The 17,385-nt window shown below is 56.1% G+C and carries 13 protein-coding genes and 2 tRNA genes; 6 read left to right on the top strand and 9 right to left on the bottom strand.

Annotated elements, in window-relative coordinates:
- Positions 1-115 precede the first annotated feature (115 nt).
- The 4 genes from VKV18_RS07265 to VKV18_RS07250 all read left to right on the top strand — a co-directional run bounded on the left by VKV18_RS07265 (position 116) and on the right by VKV18_RS07250 (position 5,048).
- Positions 116-2,077 carry an Rne/Rng family ribonuclease gene (locus tag VKV18_RS07265; protein ID WP_414647181.1) on the top strand — a complete coding sequence of 654 codons (1,962 nt, stop codon included), beginning with the start codon at positions 116-118 and terminating at the stop codon, positions 2,075-2,077.
- Between the two features lie 7 nt (positions 2,078-2,084).
- Positions 2,085-3,173, top strand: coding sequence for an NAD(P)/FAD-dependent oxidoreductase (locus tag VKV18_RS07260; RefSeq protein WP_324203543.1), 1,089 nt, complete (start codon positions 2,085-2,087; stop codon positions 3,171-3,173).
- 28 nt (positions 3,174-3,201) lie between these two features.
- Positions 3,202-4,215, top strand: coding sequence for a Holliday junction branch migration DNA helicase RuvB (ruvB, locus tag VKV18_RS07255; RefSeq protein WP_345786400.1), 1,014 nt, complete (start codon positions 3,202-3,204; stop codon positions 4,213-4,215).
- 140 nt (positions 4,216-4,355) lie between these two features.
- The gene (locus tag VKV18_RS07250) at positions 4,356-5,048 is read left to right on the top strand and encodes a Crp/Fnr family transcriptional regulator (RefSeq protein WP_324203541.1); all 693 of its coding nucleotides are present in this window, start codon (positions 4,356-4,358) and stop codon (positions 5,046-5,048) included.
- Between the two features lie 199 nt (positions 5,049-5,247).
- Here VKV18_RS07250 and VKV18_RS07245 read toward each other — a convergent pair whose 3' ends face one another.
- The 4 genes from VKV18_RS07245 to VKV18_RS07230 are packed head-to-tail and all read right to left on the bottom strand — an operon-like array spanning position 5,248 to position 9,178.
- Positions 5,248-6,621 carry a GAF domain-containing sensor histidine kinase gene (locus tag VKV18_RS07245; protein ID WP_324203540.1) on the bottom strand — a complete coding sequence of 458 codons (1,374 nt, stop codon included), beginning with the start codon at positions 6,619-6,621 and terminating at the stop codon, positions 5,248-5,250.
- Between the two features lie 51 nt (positions 6,622-6,672).
- Positions 6,673-7,845: a bacteriohopanetetrol glucosamine biosynthesis glycosyltransferase HpnI gene (gene hpnI / locus VKV18_RS07240; protein ID WP_324203539.1), complete on the bottom strand. Its 1,173-nt coding sequence runs from the start codon at positions 7,843-7,845 to the stop codon at positions 6,673-6,675.
- Positions 7,842-8,222: an EamA family transporter gene (locus VKV18_RS07235; protein ID WP_324203538.1), complete on the bottom strand. Its 381-nt coding sequence runs from the start codon at positions 8,220-8,222 to the stop codon at positions 7,842-7,844. Before VKV18_RS07235 ends, hpnI begins: the two co-directional genes overlap by 4 nt.
- Positions 8,219-9,178 carry an inositol monophosphatase family protein gene (locus VKV18_RS07230; protein ID WP_324203537.1) on the bottom strand — a complete coding sequence of 320 codons (960 nt, stop codon included), beginning with the start codon at positions 9,176-9,178 and terminating at the stop codon, positions 8,219-8,221. The genes VKV18_RS07235 and VKV18_RS07230 overlap by 4 nt, the downstream gene beginning before the upstream one ends.
- A gap of 100 nt (positions 9,179-9,278) precedes the next feature.
- On the opposite strand from VKV18_RS07230, the gene VKV18_RS07225 reads away from it, so the two are divergent.
- Positions 9,279-10,445 (top strand): FAD-dependent oxidoreductase, encoded by a 1,167-nt coding sequence (locus tag VKV18_RS07225; RefSeq protein ID WP_324203536.1) that lies wholly within the window; start codon positions 9,279-9,281, stop codon positions 10,443-10,445.
- Positions 10,446-10,459: 14 nt separating this feature from the next.
- On the opposite strand, the gene VKV18_RS07220 is transcribed toward VKV18_RS07225, so the two are convergent.
- From VKV18_RS07220 to VKV18_RS07200, 5 genes are all read right to left on the bottom strand, one after another.
- Positions 10,460-11,236, bottom strand: a complete 777-nt coding sequence (locus VKV18_RS07220) for a phytanoyl-CoA dioxygenase family protein (protein WP_324203535.1) — start codon at positions 11,234-11,236, stop codon at positions 10,460-10,462.
- A gap of 71 nt (positions 11,237-11,307) precedes the next feature.
- Positions 11,308-11,379: transfer RNA gene (locus VKV18_RS07215), tRNA-Gly, on the bottom strand.
- Between the two features lie 26 nt (positions 11,380-11,405).
- A tRNA-Leu gene (locus VKV18_RS07210) sits at positions 11,406-11,486 on the bottom strand.
- Positions 11,487-11,944: 458 nt separating this feature from the next.
- Positions 11,945-12,895 carry a DUF1559 domain-containing protein gene (locus VKV18_RS07205; RefSeq protein WP_324203534.1) on the bottom strand — a complete coding sequence of 317 codons (951 nt, stop codon included), beginning with the start codon at positions 12,893-12,895 and terminating at the stop codon, positions 11,945-11,947.
- Position 12,896: 1 nt separating this feature from the next.
- Complete coding sequence (locus tag VKV18_RS07200; RefSeq protein ID WP_324203533.1) at positions 12,897-14,084, bottom strand: GntR family transcriptional regulator; 1,188 nt, start codon at positions 14,082-14,084, stop codon at positions 12,897-12,899.
- 262 nt (positions 14,085-14,346) lie between these two features.
- Here VKV18_RS07200 and VKV18_RS07195 point away from each other — a divergent pair, with 262 nt between their 5' ends.
- Entirely contained in the window at positions 14,347-17,382 is a 3,036-nt protein-coding gene (locus VKV18_RS07195; RefSeq protein WP_324203532.1) for a tetratricopeptide repeat protein, read from the top strand.
- The last annotated feature ends 3 nt before the right edge of the window (positions 17,383-17,385 follow it).

Raw genomic sequence — 17,385 nt, 5'->3', positions numbered from 1 at the left:
GGGATAGAAGTTTGTATGCTAGAATCGTAGTAGGATTTCAGGTGTTTTTGCCGGAGAAAGGAGTTGACGGTTGGTCAAAGAGATCATCGTGAATGTGGGAGAAAGAGAAACACGCATTGCTGTTTTGGAAGATGGCAAGCTGATGGAACTGCAGATAGAGCGCTCCGAACGTTTGGTAGGCAGCCTCTATAAGTGCCGTGTGATGAACGTTCTGCCCGGCATGGATGCCGCCTTCGTAGATATAGGGCTAGAACGCAACGCCTTTCTTTACGTGGGCGATGTGCTGCCGAATCGCGTAATGGAGCAAGAGCCTCTGGCACTTGCCAAGGAACAGACCCAGGAGACTGCCGAGTTTTCCTCTGGGGCTCAAGAGGCCATTCTTCCCATTGGGATTGCCGAAGTTGCAAACGGCGCGGCGGACGTGATAGATGCGGATATGGATGCGGAGGCCTTAGAGGAGGATGAGGATGCGGAGAGAGCGCAGAGCACGACAGAGGAGATCATCCAGGAGGCGCTAGAGACCGCCGAGGCCGAAGAGGAAGCTACCGAGGAGGAGCCGGAGGCGACCTCACGCCTGCGATGGCGCCCGCGTCGCATCTTTCGGCGCTCGGCGTTAAGGCGACAAAGCATCAGCGATGTGCTTAAGGTGGGGCAGGAGCTTCTAGTGCAGGTTATTAAGGGGCCGCGTAGCACAAAAGGCGCCCGTGTTTCCACACGCATTACCCTGCCGGGGCGCTATGTGGTGCTGATGCCCGGCGCCGAGTTGCTGGGTGTGTCCCGTAAGATCGAAGACGCTAAAGAGCGAGAACGGCTGAAACGCATTGGGGAGAAGCTGCGCCGCCCCGGCTTTGGTCTGATCGTGCGTACCGAGGCAGAGGATAAAACGGAAGCCGAACTCGCAGCCGACCTGCAGTTTTTGCTGCAAAGTTGGCAGCAGATACAACAGCGCGCCCAGGAGGTAGAGGCACCTGCCTTGGTGATGCAAGACCTAACCCTGCTCTATAAAACCATTCGCGACATTTTTAGCTCGGATGTGCAACGCCTGGTGATAGATGACCCGGCGGAGTACGAGAAGGCCAATGCGCTGTTGGAGCGCATCTCGCCTAAGCTCATCGGGCGTGTGCAGCTTTACGATGGGACTCAGCCCATCTTCGACTACTACAAAATCGAGGAGCAGATCGAAAGAAACCTGAGGCGTAAGGTCTACCTTAAGTCCGGCGGCTCCTTGGTGATTGACGAAACGGAAGCGCTGACCGTTATAGATGTGAACACGAGTAAAAACGTGGGTGGAAGCAGCCTTGCCGAAACGATATTTAAAACGAACTTAGAGGCGGCCGAGGAGATAGCACGCCAGCTGCGCCTGCGTGACATCGGCGGGATCATCGTCATAGATTTCATTGATATGAGCAATCCGCGCGATAGGATAGCGGTGGTGAAGGCTTTAGAGGCTGCCCTGAAGAGAGATCGCTCGCGCACCAAGGTCTCCCCTATGAGCCGTTTAGGGCTTGTGGAGATGACCCGTAAGCGCACGGCGGACAACCTCCTGAACTTTCTGAGCGAAGAGTGCCCTCTTTGTAAAGGGCGCGGCCATCTCCCCTCTGCAGAAAGCGTCTCGCTGGAGGTGGAGCGAGACCTAAGACGCATGGTGGCCGACCCGAAGTATGCAAAGAAGGAGGCTTTTCGCATTACTTGCCATCCCGATGTGGCCGAGTTTTTGATCGGGCCGGACGGAGCGACGGTAGAGGAGATGGAGCGTGAGCTAGAGAAAGCGCTTTATATTCGGGCATCGGAGGAGGCGGTCATCGAAAAGTATCTCATCGAGGCCGGAGAGATCGCCTCTTTTGAGAAGAGCCGTGCCGGAATCAAGCGAGCTCAGGTTGTGGAATGTCGCATCCGTCGCTCTTTGCTAAAGGAGGGCAACCATTGCATTGGGTGGGCCGATGGGCAGATGCTCGATCTCGACGATGGATATCGGTTCATTGGGCAGCGAGCGAAAGCGCGCATTCTGCTGGTGCGGCGCTCGTATGCGATGGCGCAGCTCATCCCAGGCACAAATCGCCCCATAGAAGAGAAGTAGACAAGCCATGACAACCGTTGCCATTGTCGGGGCCGGCATTGCGGGGTTAAGTACAGCGCAGGCCTTACTGCATCGTTCTGAAGGGATTCGGGTGCAGATTTACGAAAAAAGTCGGGGGATAGGTGGGCGTGTGGCCACCAGGCGCATTGAAGGATGCATTGTTGACCACGGTGCCCAGAACATTAAGACAACGGAGCCTGCCTTCATGAACATGCTGTTGGCGGAGCTAGATACAACCGACCTCGTGCCGATCACGGCGCCCGTGCGGCTTTGGCGTGCCGATGGCGAACTCCTGCCGCCCGACCCCATCCATGAGACGATCGGCAAATACGCCTATCGTTACGGCCTAACGACCTTGGCGAAACTGCTTTGGGCGCGTCTGCCCAAAGATCGAGCTGCACTGCATCTGGAGACACCGGTGGCACAACTGGCAGAAGAGGGAGAAGAGGTGGTTTTAAAAGATAACGAGGGACATGAGCTTACACGGGCCCATTTCGCCGTGCTGACTGCACCGCTGCCGCAATCGGCAAGCCTTTTAGCGGAGAGCGCACTCTGGCTGCGAGCGACCCAGCAGACGCTCGACAGGGTGCGTGCGCTGCGGGAGGTAGAGTATGTGCCCTGCCTGTCCGTGCTTTTGGGCTACGAGCCGGGGTTACCGGAACCTCCTGCCTATGCGCTTTTAGCGGAAGACCGTTCTGAAACGCTTCTGTGGCTGGCATTTGAACATCTCAAAGCCCCGGAGCGCGCGCCGAACGGAGAGAGCCTATTGATTGCCCAATGGGGCCCGGCGATGAGCAGGGTCTGCTTCGAAGAGGCGGAAGAGATGGTGGTGGGAAGAACGCTGAACGAGCTGAAACGGCTGTTTGGGGAAACCTATGAACGCCCGCTGTGGGTGCAGGTGAAGCGTTGGCGCTACTCTCAACCGCGGGGCATGATGCCTTTTGAGATGATCAATCCGCCTGCAGTCGATTCTTTGATCTATGTGGCCGGGGATGGAACCCGTCCGGAGGGGGGGCGCATCCATCAGGCCTATCTATCCGGAGTGGAAACGGCGGAGGCCATCCTCACCAGAATAGGAGAGCACAACGTTGCGTAAGAAAGAGGATAGCCGTTTTATTAGCCCGATGGAGCTGCCTGAAGATACGGCGGAGCTTTCGCTGCGCCCTCGCTTTTTGCGCGAGATGATCGGCCAGCAGAAGATCAAACAGAACTTAGCCATTGCTATTGAGGCCGCGCGCGAACGCGGTGAGGCGCTCGATCATGTGCTGCTGTACGGGCCGCCCGGTTTAGGAAAGACGACACTGAGCCATATTATCGCCAATGAGATGGGGGTTCCCATTCACACCACCTCCGGCCCTGCCCTAGAAAAGCCGGGCGACTTGGCGGCGATATTGACATCGCTGGAGGATCAGAGCGTCTTCTTTATTGACGAAATCCATCGGTTGAGCCGGGTGGTGGAAGAGGTGCTGTATTCGGCGATGGAGGATTTTCGGCTCGATGTGGTGATAGGGCAGGGGCCTTCGGCACGCACCATTGCGCTCAACATTCCGCCGTTTACGCTTGTAGGCGCCACGACACGAGCGGGGCTGATCTCCTCCCCCATGCGAAGCCGCTTCGGCATTCACTGCAGTTTCGAGTTTTACACGCAGGAGGAGCTGACGACCATCGTTTTACGCTCCGCAGAAATCCTCAACGTGGCGATTGAGGAGGAGGGCGCCGAGGAGATCGCGCGACGTGCACGAGGAACGCCGAGAATCGCCAATAGGCTTTTGCGGCGGGTGCGCGACTACGCGCAGGTGCGAGCGGACGGGGTGGTGACACGGGAGGTTGCCATCCGTGCCCTGCAGCTGCTTGAGATTGACGCTCTCGGCCTGGATCAGTTCGATAGGAGGCTATTAACGGCGATTGTCGAAAAGTTTGATGGGGGGCCGGTAGGGCTTGAAACGCTGGCAGCGATGTTGGGAGAGGAGCGCGATACCATTGAAGACCTCTACGAGCCTTATCTCATGCAACTTGGCTTCTTGAACCGCACAAGCCGTGGGCGCGCCGTGACAAGGGCCGCATGCGAACATCTGGGGCTGCCCTATCCCTCAAAGCGGGAGGGAGAACACGAAGAGGGACAGGGTCAGCTTTTCTAAACCGCACAGCGAATCCACGCGCTCTTGCGCTCTTTTTCGCAACAGGGCGACAGAACATATAACAAATTCTCAGATAGATATGAGAAGAGATTAGGGGCGTCAATCTATTAGCAACGGATGGATTGTGAGGGTTACTTCCTATGATAGACATGGCATTGCTGAGGAATCTCTCCCTTTTTAAGGAGGTGGCTGAAGACCTCCTCCAGCGGGTAGCTTACGAGGCACACATACGAAGCTTTACGGCCGGTCACTACGTGTTGTTTCAAGGGGATACCGGCGACGCGCTCTACCTTATCCTACATGGAACGGTGAAGGTTTTTCTCAACTTGTCGGATGGCAACGAGGTTTTTCTTGCGTTGTTAGGCGCCGGCGACGTGTTTGGTGAGATGAGCCTGATAGATGCCTCCGGGCGCTCGGCCAACGTGCTGACACGTGAGAAGACCCAGCTGCTCATTATGCAACAATCGCTTTTTAACCATCTGCTCGATAGAAGCCCCAACTTCGGGAAGAACATGCTTCGGCTACTCGCGCGGAGATTGCGCATGACCAATGCTCGCATTCGCGCCCACTGCAGCCTTGATACCTACGGAATGGTGGCCTATCAGTTACTTGAGTTCGCCGATCTCTACGGCGAAAAATATTCCGATGGAACCGTCTATATTCCTGTTCGTTTAACACAGACCGACCTCGCGCAGCTGGTGGGGGCTTCGCGTGAACGGGTTAATCAGGTGATGGGGGCCTACCGAAAAACGAAGATTCTTAAGGTAGATACCGACCATCGTATCACGATCTATAAGCCCGACGAACTTCGTAAGCGCATCCTTGAAAATTAGTGGGTTATACATCATGCAATAACAGGGTGTCCGGTGGCTGCATATTTCAACAAGGTACTGGAATGCGAGCAACGCTCACCCACTGCATTATGCGTAGAGGTAGGTCTCATGCCTACTCTATATAGCCTACCCCCTGTGCCTAAAACCGGCCTCAAGGAGAGGAAGAGAGTGGGCTTTGAAAGCAAGAATCAAACCTGTCCTATTGGGGGGTGGTCTGAACAACGGCGTCCATCGGTAGATCGAGCCAAAAGCGGGCTCCTTTTCCTAACTCGCTCTCCACACCCACGCGCCCACCATGGATATCGGCCACGTTTTTTACGAAACGGGTGCCAATGCCGGTGCCTCCAGGAGTGGTGGAGATGGTGGCTGAGGTGAAAAGGGACCTCCTTACCTGTTCCGTCATGCCGGGGCCGTCGTCTTCCACCTCGATGCGACAATAGGTTTTATTTGGTGTCTTTTCATCGGAAACAACGCGCGTGCGTACCACGATTTGGAACGGACGCATCTCCATCTGTTTTTTGCGGACGGCCGCATCTATGGCGCCTAGGGCGTTGTTCACAAGGTTGTAGAGCGCACGCCCCACCAGGCGTCTATCGAAGCGAAACGGTGGTACGTCCTCCAGCCCCTCATAAGAGAGGGTCACCTGGCGATTTCTGGCAATGACCTGCAGGCGTTTCAGGCGCTCTTTGATGATCTCACCAATGGAAAGCTCCTCAAAATAGGCCGATTGGGTTCCCTTCACATAGTCCGCAATTTCAGAGACCATCTCTCGGATGTCGGTGCAACTGTCATGAACGGAGCTTTCCGCCTCCGGTATCCACTCCTTCAACGGCTCCACAGCATTTTGTAGGCGCTGCGCGAGTGCCGGTGCCTGTTCCTGTAGCGCCTGATGAATTTGGTCAAGTTCATCAAACATGGGGTTAAGGAAGGCCTCGACGGTGGTTTGAACGATGCCTTGAATGGGCGTGAGGGCGTTCTTGATGTCGTGTCCTAAGTCGCCGATAGCGCGTGTAACGGCAGCCAGCTCCGCCTCTTTCGCAAGGCGGGCGTTGGCGATGACCGTGGCGGCCAAGCTGGCCACAATTTCTAGCAGGGCGACATCCTCTTGCATAAACTCGCCCTCGCGTTTATTGAGCACCTGCAGCACACCAATGGGGGTGCTGCCTAGCGTTTTCATCGGAACCGTTAGAATCGTGTGCGTGTGGTAGCCGGTTACGATATCGAAAGCCGGGTTGTAGTGTTCTTGGTTGGTGTTAGTGAGTTGGGCCTGGCCGGTGCGAAAGACAAGGGCAGCTCTTCCCTCCAGATCGGTTTCCGGATCGATCTCTTGGCCTATAAGCTCCTCTTTTCCGATCACATGGCGAAAAACGAGGCGGCGGCGCTCCGGTTCGTAAAGCAAAAGGGAACCGGCATCGGCCTCAACGGTATCGAGTGCTACGCGCAGCGTTTCGCGCAGTAACTCCTCTACATCGTTCTTCGCGGCGAGCGCGGCGCAGATTTCTTGCACCGCCTCAAGCTGCTTCTGATAGATGCGTGCTGCATCGGGCTGTATCGGCACGCCTGAATCGTGCATAACTCTCTCCTATCCGCATTCTTCGACGCAAATTCAACAACAAGTGTAAATTTAGATACGTTCCAGCTTTCCTCCTGCCTGCAAACGAAAGCGCTCTCCACGCCATTGCACGCGGTTTCCACACCAGCTGGCCACATAGATGGCAAAGCTAATAAGGTCACTTACCGGCAACAGGTACCATTTTTTTCGTGGGGCCGGATCGTCGGTTAAGCTAGACACAATGAAGACGGTGAGCAAGCGCACCATCAATATGCCACAAACGATAACCACAATTTTACTTAAAGGCGCCTGCGTTAGTGCCCATAGCAGTGAAAGAGCGAATCCGTGCGTGATGAGAGAGCCAGCATAGCCTGCCGGGCGATAGGCGCGCACCGTGCGTGCCCAGCGGAGCCGACGCGACCACATCTCTTTAAAAGGGATGGGGCCTAAAACATCGTCCACCATATAGTTGGCGATCACCACTTCATAGCCGGCTTGGCGCACTTTTTGGCCGAGCAGAAAGTCGTCGGCTATCTCGTCAAGCAGCGGCTTCAGGCCCCCGATACGTTCAAGCACGGCTTTGGGGATGGCAATGGTCGAGCCAAAGGCGAAACCAACGCCCTCCAACATTCGGCTAACGAGGGCACTGGGTATGAAGTCGGCACCGATGCCTAGCGCCTCTAGCTGTGCGGCGAAGGAGTGCGTGAAGGCGCCCCGATAGGGACAGGTTACCAACCCGACGCTGCGTTGGGAATTTTCGGTTAGGAAGGGGGCGGAGATGGCGCGCAGGTAGTCGGGACCAACGCGCATATCGCTGTCGGCAATGACAAGCAGCTCGTGTTCGACAAAAGGCAGCAAAGCAAGGAGGTTGGCGACTTTACGGTTGTTGCCCTGCAGCTTGTTAGGGCTGTTGAGAACAACCTGTATGTTGTGTTGTGGATAGCGTTGCTTGAGATCGGCTGCGACGGCTAGGGCCGGATCATCGGAATCGTAAGCGGTAAAAAGAATTTGGAAACGATGCAGGGGATAGTCTTGTTCGATGAAGCTGCGGAAGTTCTCTTCGGCATAGGGGTCTATGCCACACACCGGTTTGAGGATGGAGATGCCGATATCAGGCGTCTGTGTTGGAGGAATAGCGGCACGGCGCCACTGCCATGCGGCCACAACGGTAAGATAAGCATAAATAAGGTAGCCTAGGAGGCAGGCATCGAGAAGGAGCCTTGCAACCAGGATCGCTTCTCTCATTTCCCGTTTGCCTCGCCCAGACCTACCAGGATCACACCGATAACGATCGCCGCATAGCCTAACCATTTCAGCGGCCCGACATGCTCTCTAAGAAAGGTCGTCGCCAAAAACCCCCCTAAGGGGTAAGAGAGAGCGGTTATCGGGAGGACAAAGCTGAAGGGAGCCATCTTAAGGGCCCACATATAGAGAAAGAAGTAGGCTGCCATGAAGGTGGTGCCGACGATGACCCAGTGATTATGGAGGATGGTGCCGATCTGATGCCATAGGGTGCCATCGCCGATCTGCTTCATTCCGCGTGAGAGCATGGCCTCGCCGAAACTGATCGCGAACACGGCAATAAATGTAATGAACGCAGCTTTCCACTTTAGCGGACTCATGGATTTAAGCCTTCTCTACGCAACCGGGCAAAGCCCTCCTCTATGGCCTCTACAAGGCGGGCGTGGAGCGTGGGGTTTGATGCGGCGATCAGCGATCCGAAGTTGGCCTCGGAGGTATCTAAAAGCTTCCAGTCGGCAAGGTCACGTCCCCAGGCATCTGAAAGCGCGCAGCCGGCCTCTTGCGCTATGAGCGCGGCGGCAGCCACATCGTAGCCGTAGAGCGATAGGGGGCGCCCTCCTCCATAGCGGGCAAACGCCTCGCGGGTTTGCGGGAAGTCCTTCAGAAGCCGATTGCGAACATCCACCACGCCGGCCAGTTGGCCTGTAAGGAGACGTGTTAGCTCGTAGGCGCTACTGTTGAGAATAAAGAAGCCACCCTTTAAGGTGGTCTGGCTGGCCATATCCGAGACGGCGCGGAAGACGAGATCGAGAGGGGCACCAACCACCTCCAACGTCCAAGCCATGTTGGCGATTTCGGTAGTAGGTGAAAGCGTGGGAAGCACCTCTTGTCCGGCTCCATTAAGAATGCACGCGCCTCCGCTGCGCTCGGCAGAAAAGAGATAGCTTCCCTTTATTTCAGCAATAGCGGCGTAGCGCACATCGGCGAGGGTGGGGGCTTCACAATAGTCGGCCCAAGCCACGGAGACCACACAGGCCTCTAAACCGGCGATGGCGCTGCGTGTGCCATCAATGGGGTCAATGATGAGAATGCCTTCTGGGGTGCGATCGGGAAACGGATGCACAAGGCCTCTATCTTCGGAATAGTAGGCCACATTGACGTTGTGCTCCTGCAGAAACCGCTCAACGGCGGCTTCCGCAATGTCATCTATATCGAAGGTGGCGTCGCCGCTAGATGCGGTGCCCGTTACCTTACGAGCGCGCCAAGTGCCGAGGTTGGGGTAGACGGCTGCTTTTACATGAGCTGCTAAAGCTCGAATCGTCTCTTGTGGGGTCATCTTTCCTCAATCACGGTATTTAGAATGCCTATTCAGGATACCCGCTTCGTTGGGGGAAAAGGGAATCGGTATAATATCTGAAAAGGATTAAGGCAGTAGCATGGCAGAGACGGCAGATGTAGTGATCATCGGGGCCGGCGTCATCGGTGCTAGCATAGCGCACCATTTGATGGCGCAGAAGGCGGGAAAGGTGGTTTTGCTGGAGGCCCAAGAACGTCCTGGGCTAGGTTCTACGCGCTATGCAACGGGTGGTTACCGTGCGCAGTTCAGCACGGCCATCAATGTAAAGCTTTCGCTGTTGTCGCGAGAAAAGCTGCGCTCCTTCCAGGAGGAGACCGGCGTCCCTTCGGGCTATAGCCCGTGTGGGTATCTTTTTTTAGCGCGGCGGCCGGAACAGATGGAGACGCTTCGCCGGGCGATGGCTGTGCAGCGGGCGGCAGGTCTGTCTGAGGTGCGCGAGGTGAGTGTAGAGGAGATACACTCGATCAATCCCTGGGTGAACACGGAGGATATTGTTGGAGGCACCTTTTGTCCAACCGATGGTTTCACGCGGCCCCTTCAGATTCACGAAGGCTATCTGCGCTCAGCGGTGAGAAACGGCGCGTCTCTGCTGTGCGGTCGGCAGGTTGTTGAGATACAGATCGAGGGCGGGAGCAGGGTGCGCACCGTTCGTACCCAGCGGGAGACCATCGAGACGCGCGTTGTGGTAAATGCGGCGGGCGCTTGGGCGGGTGAGGTGGCGGCGATGGCAGGCGTCGCCCTGCCGGTTTGGCCTGCAAGGCGTCAGGTGGCTGTGAGTGTAGAGCAGTCCGTTTTACCCGACACGATGCCGATGACGATTGACGTGGAGGAGGGGTTTCACTTGCGGGTGCGGGATGGCCGCGTCCTTCTGCTGTGGCCGGTAGAGACTCCGGGGCGTTATCCCTACGATGTCTCGTTTCGTGAGGGATGGCTAGAGGGCGTGAGGGCGAGGGTGAATCATCGGGTGCCGGTGTTGAGGCCTATTGCCTTCGATAGGGAGGCCTGTTATTGTGGCCTATACGAGATGTCTCCAGACAAGCATGTGGTGTTGGGCGAGGCTCCCCATTTAAAGGGGTTTTATCTCGTAAACGGTTCGTCCGGCCATGGAGTGATGCATGCTCCCATTTTGGGCCAGCTTGTGGCGGAGATGATCCTTTTTGGTCAGGCACGCACATTGGAGGTTCACGCTTTGCGCCCCGCACGTTTTATGGAAAGCGATCTCAACCCGGAGACGGGCATCTTATAGGGTCTATTTGGAGGTTAGATCTCAATAGGCGGGTGAAAATCTATGGCAGAGGCAGGGGCAAGGAGAAGCTTTTGGCGTGGGGTGAGGTTTTCCCAAAAGTGCGGCGGGAAGGGCACCTGTTCGGGTGCGGTGTAGGTTTGTTGGCTCCAAGCGAGCATGCAGGGCGCATATTTATAGAAGAGAGTGCGCCGCGTTCCCGGCCCCTTCCAAGGCAACGTTCCATGCAGAAGCGCTTCTGTGAAGATGACGCAGTCTCCGGCTTTGCAAGGGATCTGTTCGACGATAGGCGAGGAACGTTCTAAGGCTTTGATATCCGGTGGACAGGGAAAGTTGCTTTTATGGCTGCCTGCAACGACGGCGAAACCGCCGGCTCCGGGAGGCACATCGGTAAGAGACCACGCAACAACCGTGAGGCCACACCGAATCTGACCGTTATCGCAGCGATAGTAGTGACAAGGATCGAAGGGAACCGTGTGCGGGCCGTGAAGTTTTAGGCCTTTATGGCCTGGTTCCAGAAAGATGGCATAGTCGTGGTCGAGGCGAAATCGGTCTCCTAGAATTTCCCGCAGGATGGGCAGCACGCGCGGATGATCCATTAGGTTTTGAAACAGCGGGTGCCAGGTAATGGGGTTTTCGACATGCTTATTGGCCGTTTGACCTCGCCAGTGCGGGTCGCGTTCGGCTTGGGCATCTATCCAGGCGTTCATTTGGCGCACGGTTTCGGCATCTAGCACTTGTGGCAGAACTAGATAGCCTCTTAAGTCAAAAAGAAAGCGTTCTTCCTCGTTCATGGCTTCTCTCCTAAGGTGCGCCGTTTTGGCAAGAAATGCAAATGCCCCTCACGCAGCGCATGAGGGGCAAGAGCGGGAGACGAGTTTCGAACTCGCGACCTCTTCCTTGGCAAGGAAGCGCTCTACCACTGAGCTACTCCCGCACACAAATCGCTAAGCGTAGAGCCAATGGGCAAGAGGGGAGTTGAACCCCTACGCCTTTCGGCACCGGAACCTAAATCCGGCGTGTCTACCATTCCACCACTCGCCCATGGGATTTCGGTTTACGGAGCACCACCGTTCACCTCAAGGGCATTTTTATTATAGCAAGATGCGGGGTTATCTGTCAAGTGGGTAGTTGAACGGCTATGAGCTTAGGCATGAAAAAAAGCCTCCCGCTACCCGAAGGTAGCGAGAGGGAACGCATTGTATTTAGGCTCTCGGAGTGAGATGATGAAGCAAGAGGATTGATTTAATAGTCGATTCCTCCTCCCGCGCCCCCTTTGCTTGTTAAGGGAGGTGGCTTTGAATGCGGGTACATATGTTGGACTGTAGGGGGTTTCACGGCCTTAGGGCCGGGCGGTGGCGCTGCCGTGATGGTTGGGTTGTGCGAACAACCGCCAACAAGCAACAGGAGCAATGGAAAAAGGCCAAAACGCCCCTTCTGCACGACTCTTTTTATGGCTCTTCTCTCTGAGTTCATGTTTATTCTCCGCCGCGGGAAGCCCATCACATATCGCTTCCTTCTTTATTAAGCGACCACAGATACTGGCTGAGATCGGTAATTTGAACATTGCCGTCGGGGATGCCACGGTACCAGTTGGTTCCTGCGGCGAGGGCACCCGGAGTAAGCCATTTGGTGTGCCCATCGCAGAAGGCCACGTTACCGCCCTGACTATGCCGAGGGTCGAACATATTGGTATCTGTGATCGGCGCTCCATTGGGGCCGCCAAGGCCGCAAGCCTCACCATCGCCGAAGTCGCAAGCTCCCCATGCATCAAGCCCACAGGCGAGAGAATTCGCCCCATAGTCGGCCGGAGAGTCGACGAGATCGCTAGGATAGAAAGCGCCTGTTGCCCCGCCCGAAAGGATGACATCCGGTTTGGCGTCGGTTATTAGCACCGTGCTGGCCGGCTCTTCTATGCGCGCAATGTTAACCGGAAACCCCCAAACCTGACTGGCCGTCGGCAACACTTGATGGGGATCGCAGCCGGGGTCTGGCTGAAGATAGTCGAGGTTCATGGCATAGGTAACGAAGTAGGATGACCACTGATCGCTCGAATTTGTGGGGTTGGCCGACCATTGGTGGTAGAAGTCGGCTTCGAGATCGGGGCAATGAAAGATGGAGTTGCCTCGACAGAGCGGTGATTTTACATAAGGCTCGATGGTTTGCGGCCAATCGAGGCGGGCGGCAATGCTTCCTCCACAGAAGAAGGAGACACGGTTGGTGAGGCTTAGGTCGCAGTTGTGGGCAGGAACCATCGTCTCATCGTAATCTTCCTCATACTGGAGGATACCAAGCGTGATCTGCTTCATGTTGGAGAGGCAGGTAATCTGGCGGGCCTTCTCTCGGGCTTGGGCGAAAACCGGGAAGAGGATAGCCGCTAGTATTGCTATTATAGCAATAACTACAAGAAGTTCAATGAGAGTGAAACCCGTCTCTAATCGTTTTGTTTTCATGCTATTCGCTCCTTTCCTTATCGCTAGGAATGTTAAAACGTCGTTTTGTGGGCACAGTGGAGGTAGATTGGTAGATGGCAAGTGGGGCTTCAAGAAGCACATGTTGCCAAGTTCTATCCGAGCCGACCTTCATTCGACGCAGAAGCACCTCAACGGCGCGTGTGCCCATGCTCTCAAAGGGCTGATTGGCCGTGGTGAGGGTGCAACCATGGGGGCTCCAACGTTCCGTTCCATCGAATCCGGCCAAAGCGACGTCGTCGGGGACACAGACGCCAAGTTTTCGCAGGGCGGAGTGGGTTCTCTGGGCAACAAGATCGTTGACAGCAAAGAAGGCCGTTGGTGGGTCGGGGCGTTGAAGAAGTGAGCGGATGAGAGGAAGAAGGCCTTCTGAGGGATTATCTTCCGGCGAGCCGGGGTCTCTACAGACCAGCTCTGGTCGGTAGGGGATACCGGCAAGTTCAAGGGCACGGCGATAACCTTGATGGCGTTCTTCCACCGTGGAGGCCGTGTCGAGGTTGGAGATGTGGGCGATAACCCGGTGGCCTCGTGAGAGGAGATGGCGCACGATGTTCTCGGCGGCATGGATGTTATCTACGCCCACATAGTCGGCATCGAAGCCTTCGGGAGGGCGACGGTCAATAAACACCATAGGGATGCCGGCCTCCCGAACCTGTTGGAGGGCGGCGATGTTTTCGGTGCCACCGAGGTACCAGAGGATGATACCGGCGATGTCCCGATCTTCAAGCATGCGCTGAAGAAAGAGCCGTTCTGCGCGGCGGATGGAGGGCCAATCCGGCTCGACGGGGGTTTCCGTAATCAGCCGAAAGTGGGCTTCGTCGAGCGACTTGCGGATGCCGCGCACGATCATGGCATAGGCGGGGTCGCCGGGAGTGGGCCAAAGCCAAAGGCCGATGTTGAAACGTCGTGTAGCGGTGCTGGACGGAGAAGGGGTTGTAGAAGCGGGAGTTTGAACGATAGGCCGACACTTCGCCGAACGCACGAGCAGCCGGCGCTTTTCGAGTTCATGAATGGCGGCGCGCACGACGATGCGGCTGACGCCGAACTCCTGGGCGATTTCGCGTTCTGCCGGCAGCCACTGGCCGGAAAGGTAAACACCGGCACGTATACGATTTTCCAGAGTGTCCGCAATATGTAGTGCAGACGGCGAGAGCGTGCTTTTACGCGCCATATCGAGCGATTTCCTATCGTTTCGTCTCTTTTCTTTATTATACCAAACATTCCAGAAAATGTCAAGATGTCTCTAGTCTCAAAAGCGGAAGCCTCCTATTTTGTATTTTGTGGTATTTTTGGTTTGAATAGAACGGACGGTAACCATGGTGGCCGCCGGTGAAGGTATACTGTTGGCAGAGAGAAACGATGGAGTGCTCTTCCTGCGTAATGAAAAGCTGCTTGTGATGTCAAAGAAACCATTGCGGAAAGGAACCTGGCACGTGCGTGGTTGGACGCTGTGGAGTAGAGTGGGGTGTTTGCTGCTTAGCTGCTTTTTGGGAATAGGTCAGGCTCTTGGTGTTCCCCTCGGCCAACCGCCCTCGACCGGTTCAAGGCCGACACCACCACCGCTCTCACCGCAGATGAAGCACCTTGCCGATCTCTATAATCAGGCTGGAAGGCTGCACCAGGAGGGGAAACTCGATGAAGCGCTGGCCACCTATCGCCAGTTTCTTCAACTGGCGCGCGCTCTGCACCAACCTCCGCAAGCGCAGTTCCTCGCTTTGGCCCAAATCTACAACATCTATGCCGAGCGGAAAGACCTCAAGGGAATCGAAGAGACGCTTCTGCAGATCGTGAAGTTGATTCCCACCGATAGCGAGGCGTGGGCGCGTCTTGCCCGAATTGCCGCTGCCGAACGTGATTGGGCCAAAGCACAACAGCTTGCCCTCCATGCCCTTCGTTTGAAACCACCTGCGCCCATCGCTGCCCTCGCCCATGAGGCCCTTGGTATGGCCGCATTGGGGCGCAAAGATTATAAAGCCGCCCGCCAGCAACTGCATACCGCCCTGCAGTTGGCGCCAAACGACGTGGATGCGCGCTATAACTACGCCTTCGCTCTCTACGCCTCCGGCAACTTGCGTGAGGCGGAAACACAGGCAAAACTTGTTTGTGAAAAGCAGCCGAAAAACCTGTCGGCCCTGTTTCTTTTGGCCTCCATTCGCCAAACCGGACGTGATTTGAAAGACGCTATCGCAACATATGAGCAAATTCTCGCCATAGACCCTCGCAACCATGACGCGCTCTTCAACCGCGCACTGCTCGCACAGCAGATCGGCATGGTGCAGGAGGCCGAAAAGGCCTATACCGCGCTGCTGAAGCTCTATCCTGATGATGCTCCTGCCCGCTTCAACTTCGGTCTGCTCTATGCAGGCCTGAAAAACTACCCGGCAGCCCGTAACCAGTTTCTTCTCGCCGCTCCTGTGTTAGAAAAAGAGAAGCCCAAGAGCGACCCACTGCTAACCAAACTGCTGGCTAACCTTGCCCAGGTGGAGGCCCAGATGGTTTTTGATACGGCCAATGCGGCCCAGCGGCAGGAGCTTATCGCGCAGGCCGAACGGCACTATAAAGAGGCGATTGCTCTCGACCCCAACAATCTGCGCCTGCAGTATCAGCTGGCCGTGCTCTATCGTAATGTGGGGCGCTATCAGGATGCCTTGGCGATCTATAAAAAGCGCTATGCACAAAACCCTGCCGACAGCAGCGCCGCTTTTGGCATTGCCGACGTGGCCTTTATGCAGGGTAAACCCGACGATGCCCTCGCGATTTGGCGCGATTTCGTGCAACATAACCCCAAAGACCCCGTGGGGCATATCCAGTATGCACAGGTTCTGGAGTTGCGGGGACGATGGCAAGAGGCGGCAGAACAGCGGGCGCAGTTGGTGGCGTTGAACCCTGAGGATGGTTCCGACCTGCTTGCGCAGGCGCACGATCTGCTGCAGGCCAACCAACTGCCGGCAGCTCAGGCCATCTACAACAAGGTGCTCACGCTAAAGCCGCAGTCTCAAAGCGCCTCCAATATGCCGGTCGTGGCGACTGCGGCCAATGTCGCCTCCTGGAGGCTTTCCGCCCTACAGGGGCTGGCCGATATCGCGCAAAAGCAGAACAAGCTGGACGATGCCCTTCGCTATCTTCAACAGGCAGCCGAGGAGGATCGTGCCAATGCAGAGCACAACCACACGACTCCTCACGCAGAGCCTTATCTCGAAATGGCCTCGATTTATGAAAAAGAGAACCAGCCGGATAAAGCCATCCAAACGCTGAACCAACTTGCCGCGCTGCTGCCCCTCGACGAAAAGCCCTATGTGGAACTAGGGCACCTCTATGAGCGGGAGGGCAAAGTGGAACAGGCGGTGGACGCACTGATCAAAGCATCGCAACGCGCCAAAGACCCTCTTCCCGACTCGCTAGAGGCAGCCGATGTCTATCGAAGCCATAAGATGTATGATAAAGCGGTTGCCTTGTACCGATCTCTACAAAAGCGTTTCCCCAACAGCGTGGAACTGTTGAGCAATTTGGCGCAGACGCTAGAGCAGAGCGGGCAGGACGAACAAGCTTTGGCCGTCTATCAGCAGCTTTATAAAGCCAATCCTACCCTCGTTTGGGTGCTGGATAAAGAGGCAACGGTGCTGACGCGTTTGAAGCGCTATCCTGAAGCCGTGGCGCTGCGTGAGCAGCAGATCGCCGCGGCGCCGAATAACCCTCAGGCCTATGCCGATCTAATCCACCTCTATGCGCTTGAAGGGAAGCCCGAAGCGTGCCTCGCTTGGCTTCAAACCAAAGCCCAACAGCAGCCCGATAATGCCTCCCTCCTGTCGGCTCTTCTCGACCAGTATGATGCCCTGAAGCGACACCAAGAGGGGATCGCCTATCTGCAGGAGTTAGTGGGCACGCACCCCAAAAACGCGGTCGCCCTCGCATGCATTCAGGCGCTGCAGAGCCATGGGCTGAAGAAGGAGGCGCTGGATATGATGGGGCAGGTCGCTCAAAAGGCGCCCACCGATGTCTCTTTGCAGGAATCGTATGCGGCCATGCTCAGCGATAGTGGAGATAAAAAGGCGGCTATTGCTGTTTATCAGAAGTTACTGCAACAACCCAGTCTTCCTACGTCCGATCGGCTGCAGGTGAGACAGCTGTTAGCCCAGCAGTTGCAAAGCATGGGCGATTTGGCAGGGGCGCAGGAACAGTACGAGCAGATATTGAAAGAATCGCCTAACGATACGCAGTCTCTGTTGAATCTCATTACGCTCTGGAAAGGACAAGGGAAGTTGGATCAGATCATCGCTTTCTGCACGAACTTTGTGACGCAGCCGGGGCTTTCCCAAATGCAACGCGCGTGGACTTATACCTATCTCGGGCAGGCTTTCCAACAGCAGAAGAACATTGCGGAGGCGCGGGCGCAGTATCAGGCGGCGTTAAGATGTATGCCGCAGTTCCCACCGGCAGAGACCGCTTTGGCCAATTTGCCGCCAAAATAAAAA

Source organism: Chthonomonas sp., assembly GCF_035294505.1.
Lineage (GTDB): Bacteria > Armatimonadota > Chthonomonadetes > Chthonomonadales > Chthonomonadaceae > Chthonomonas.
Note: the sequence above shows the minus strand (reverse complement) of the source record. Positions and strands in the feature narration are given on the sequence as shown.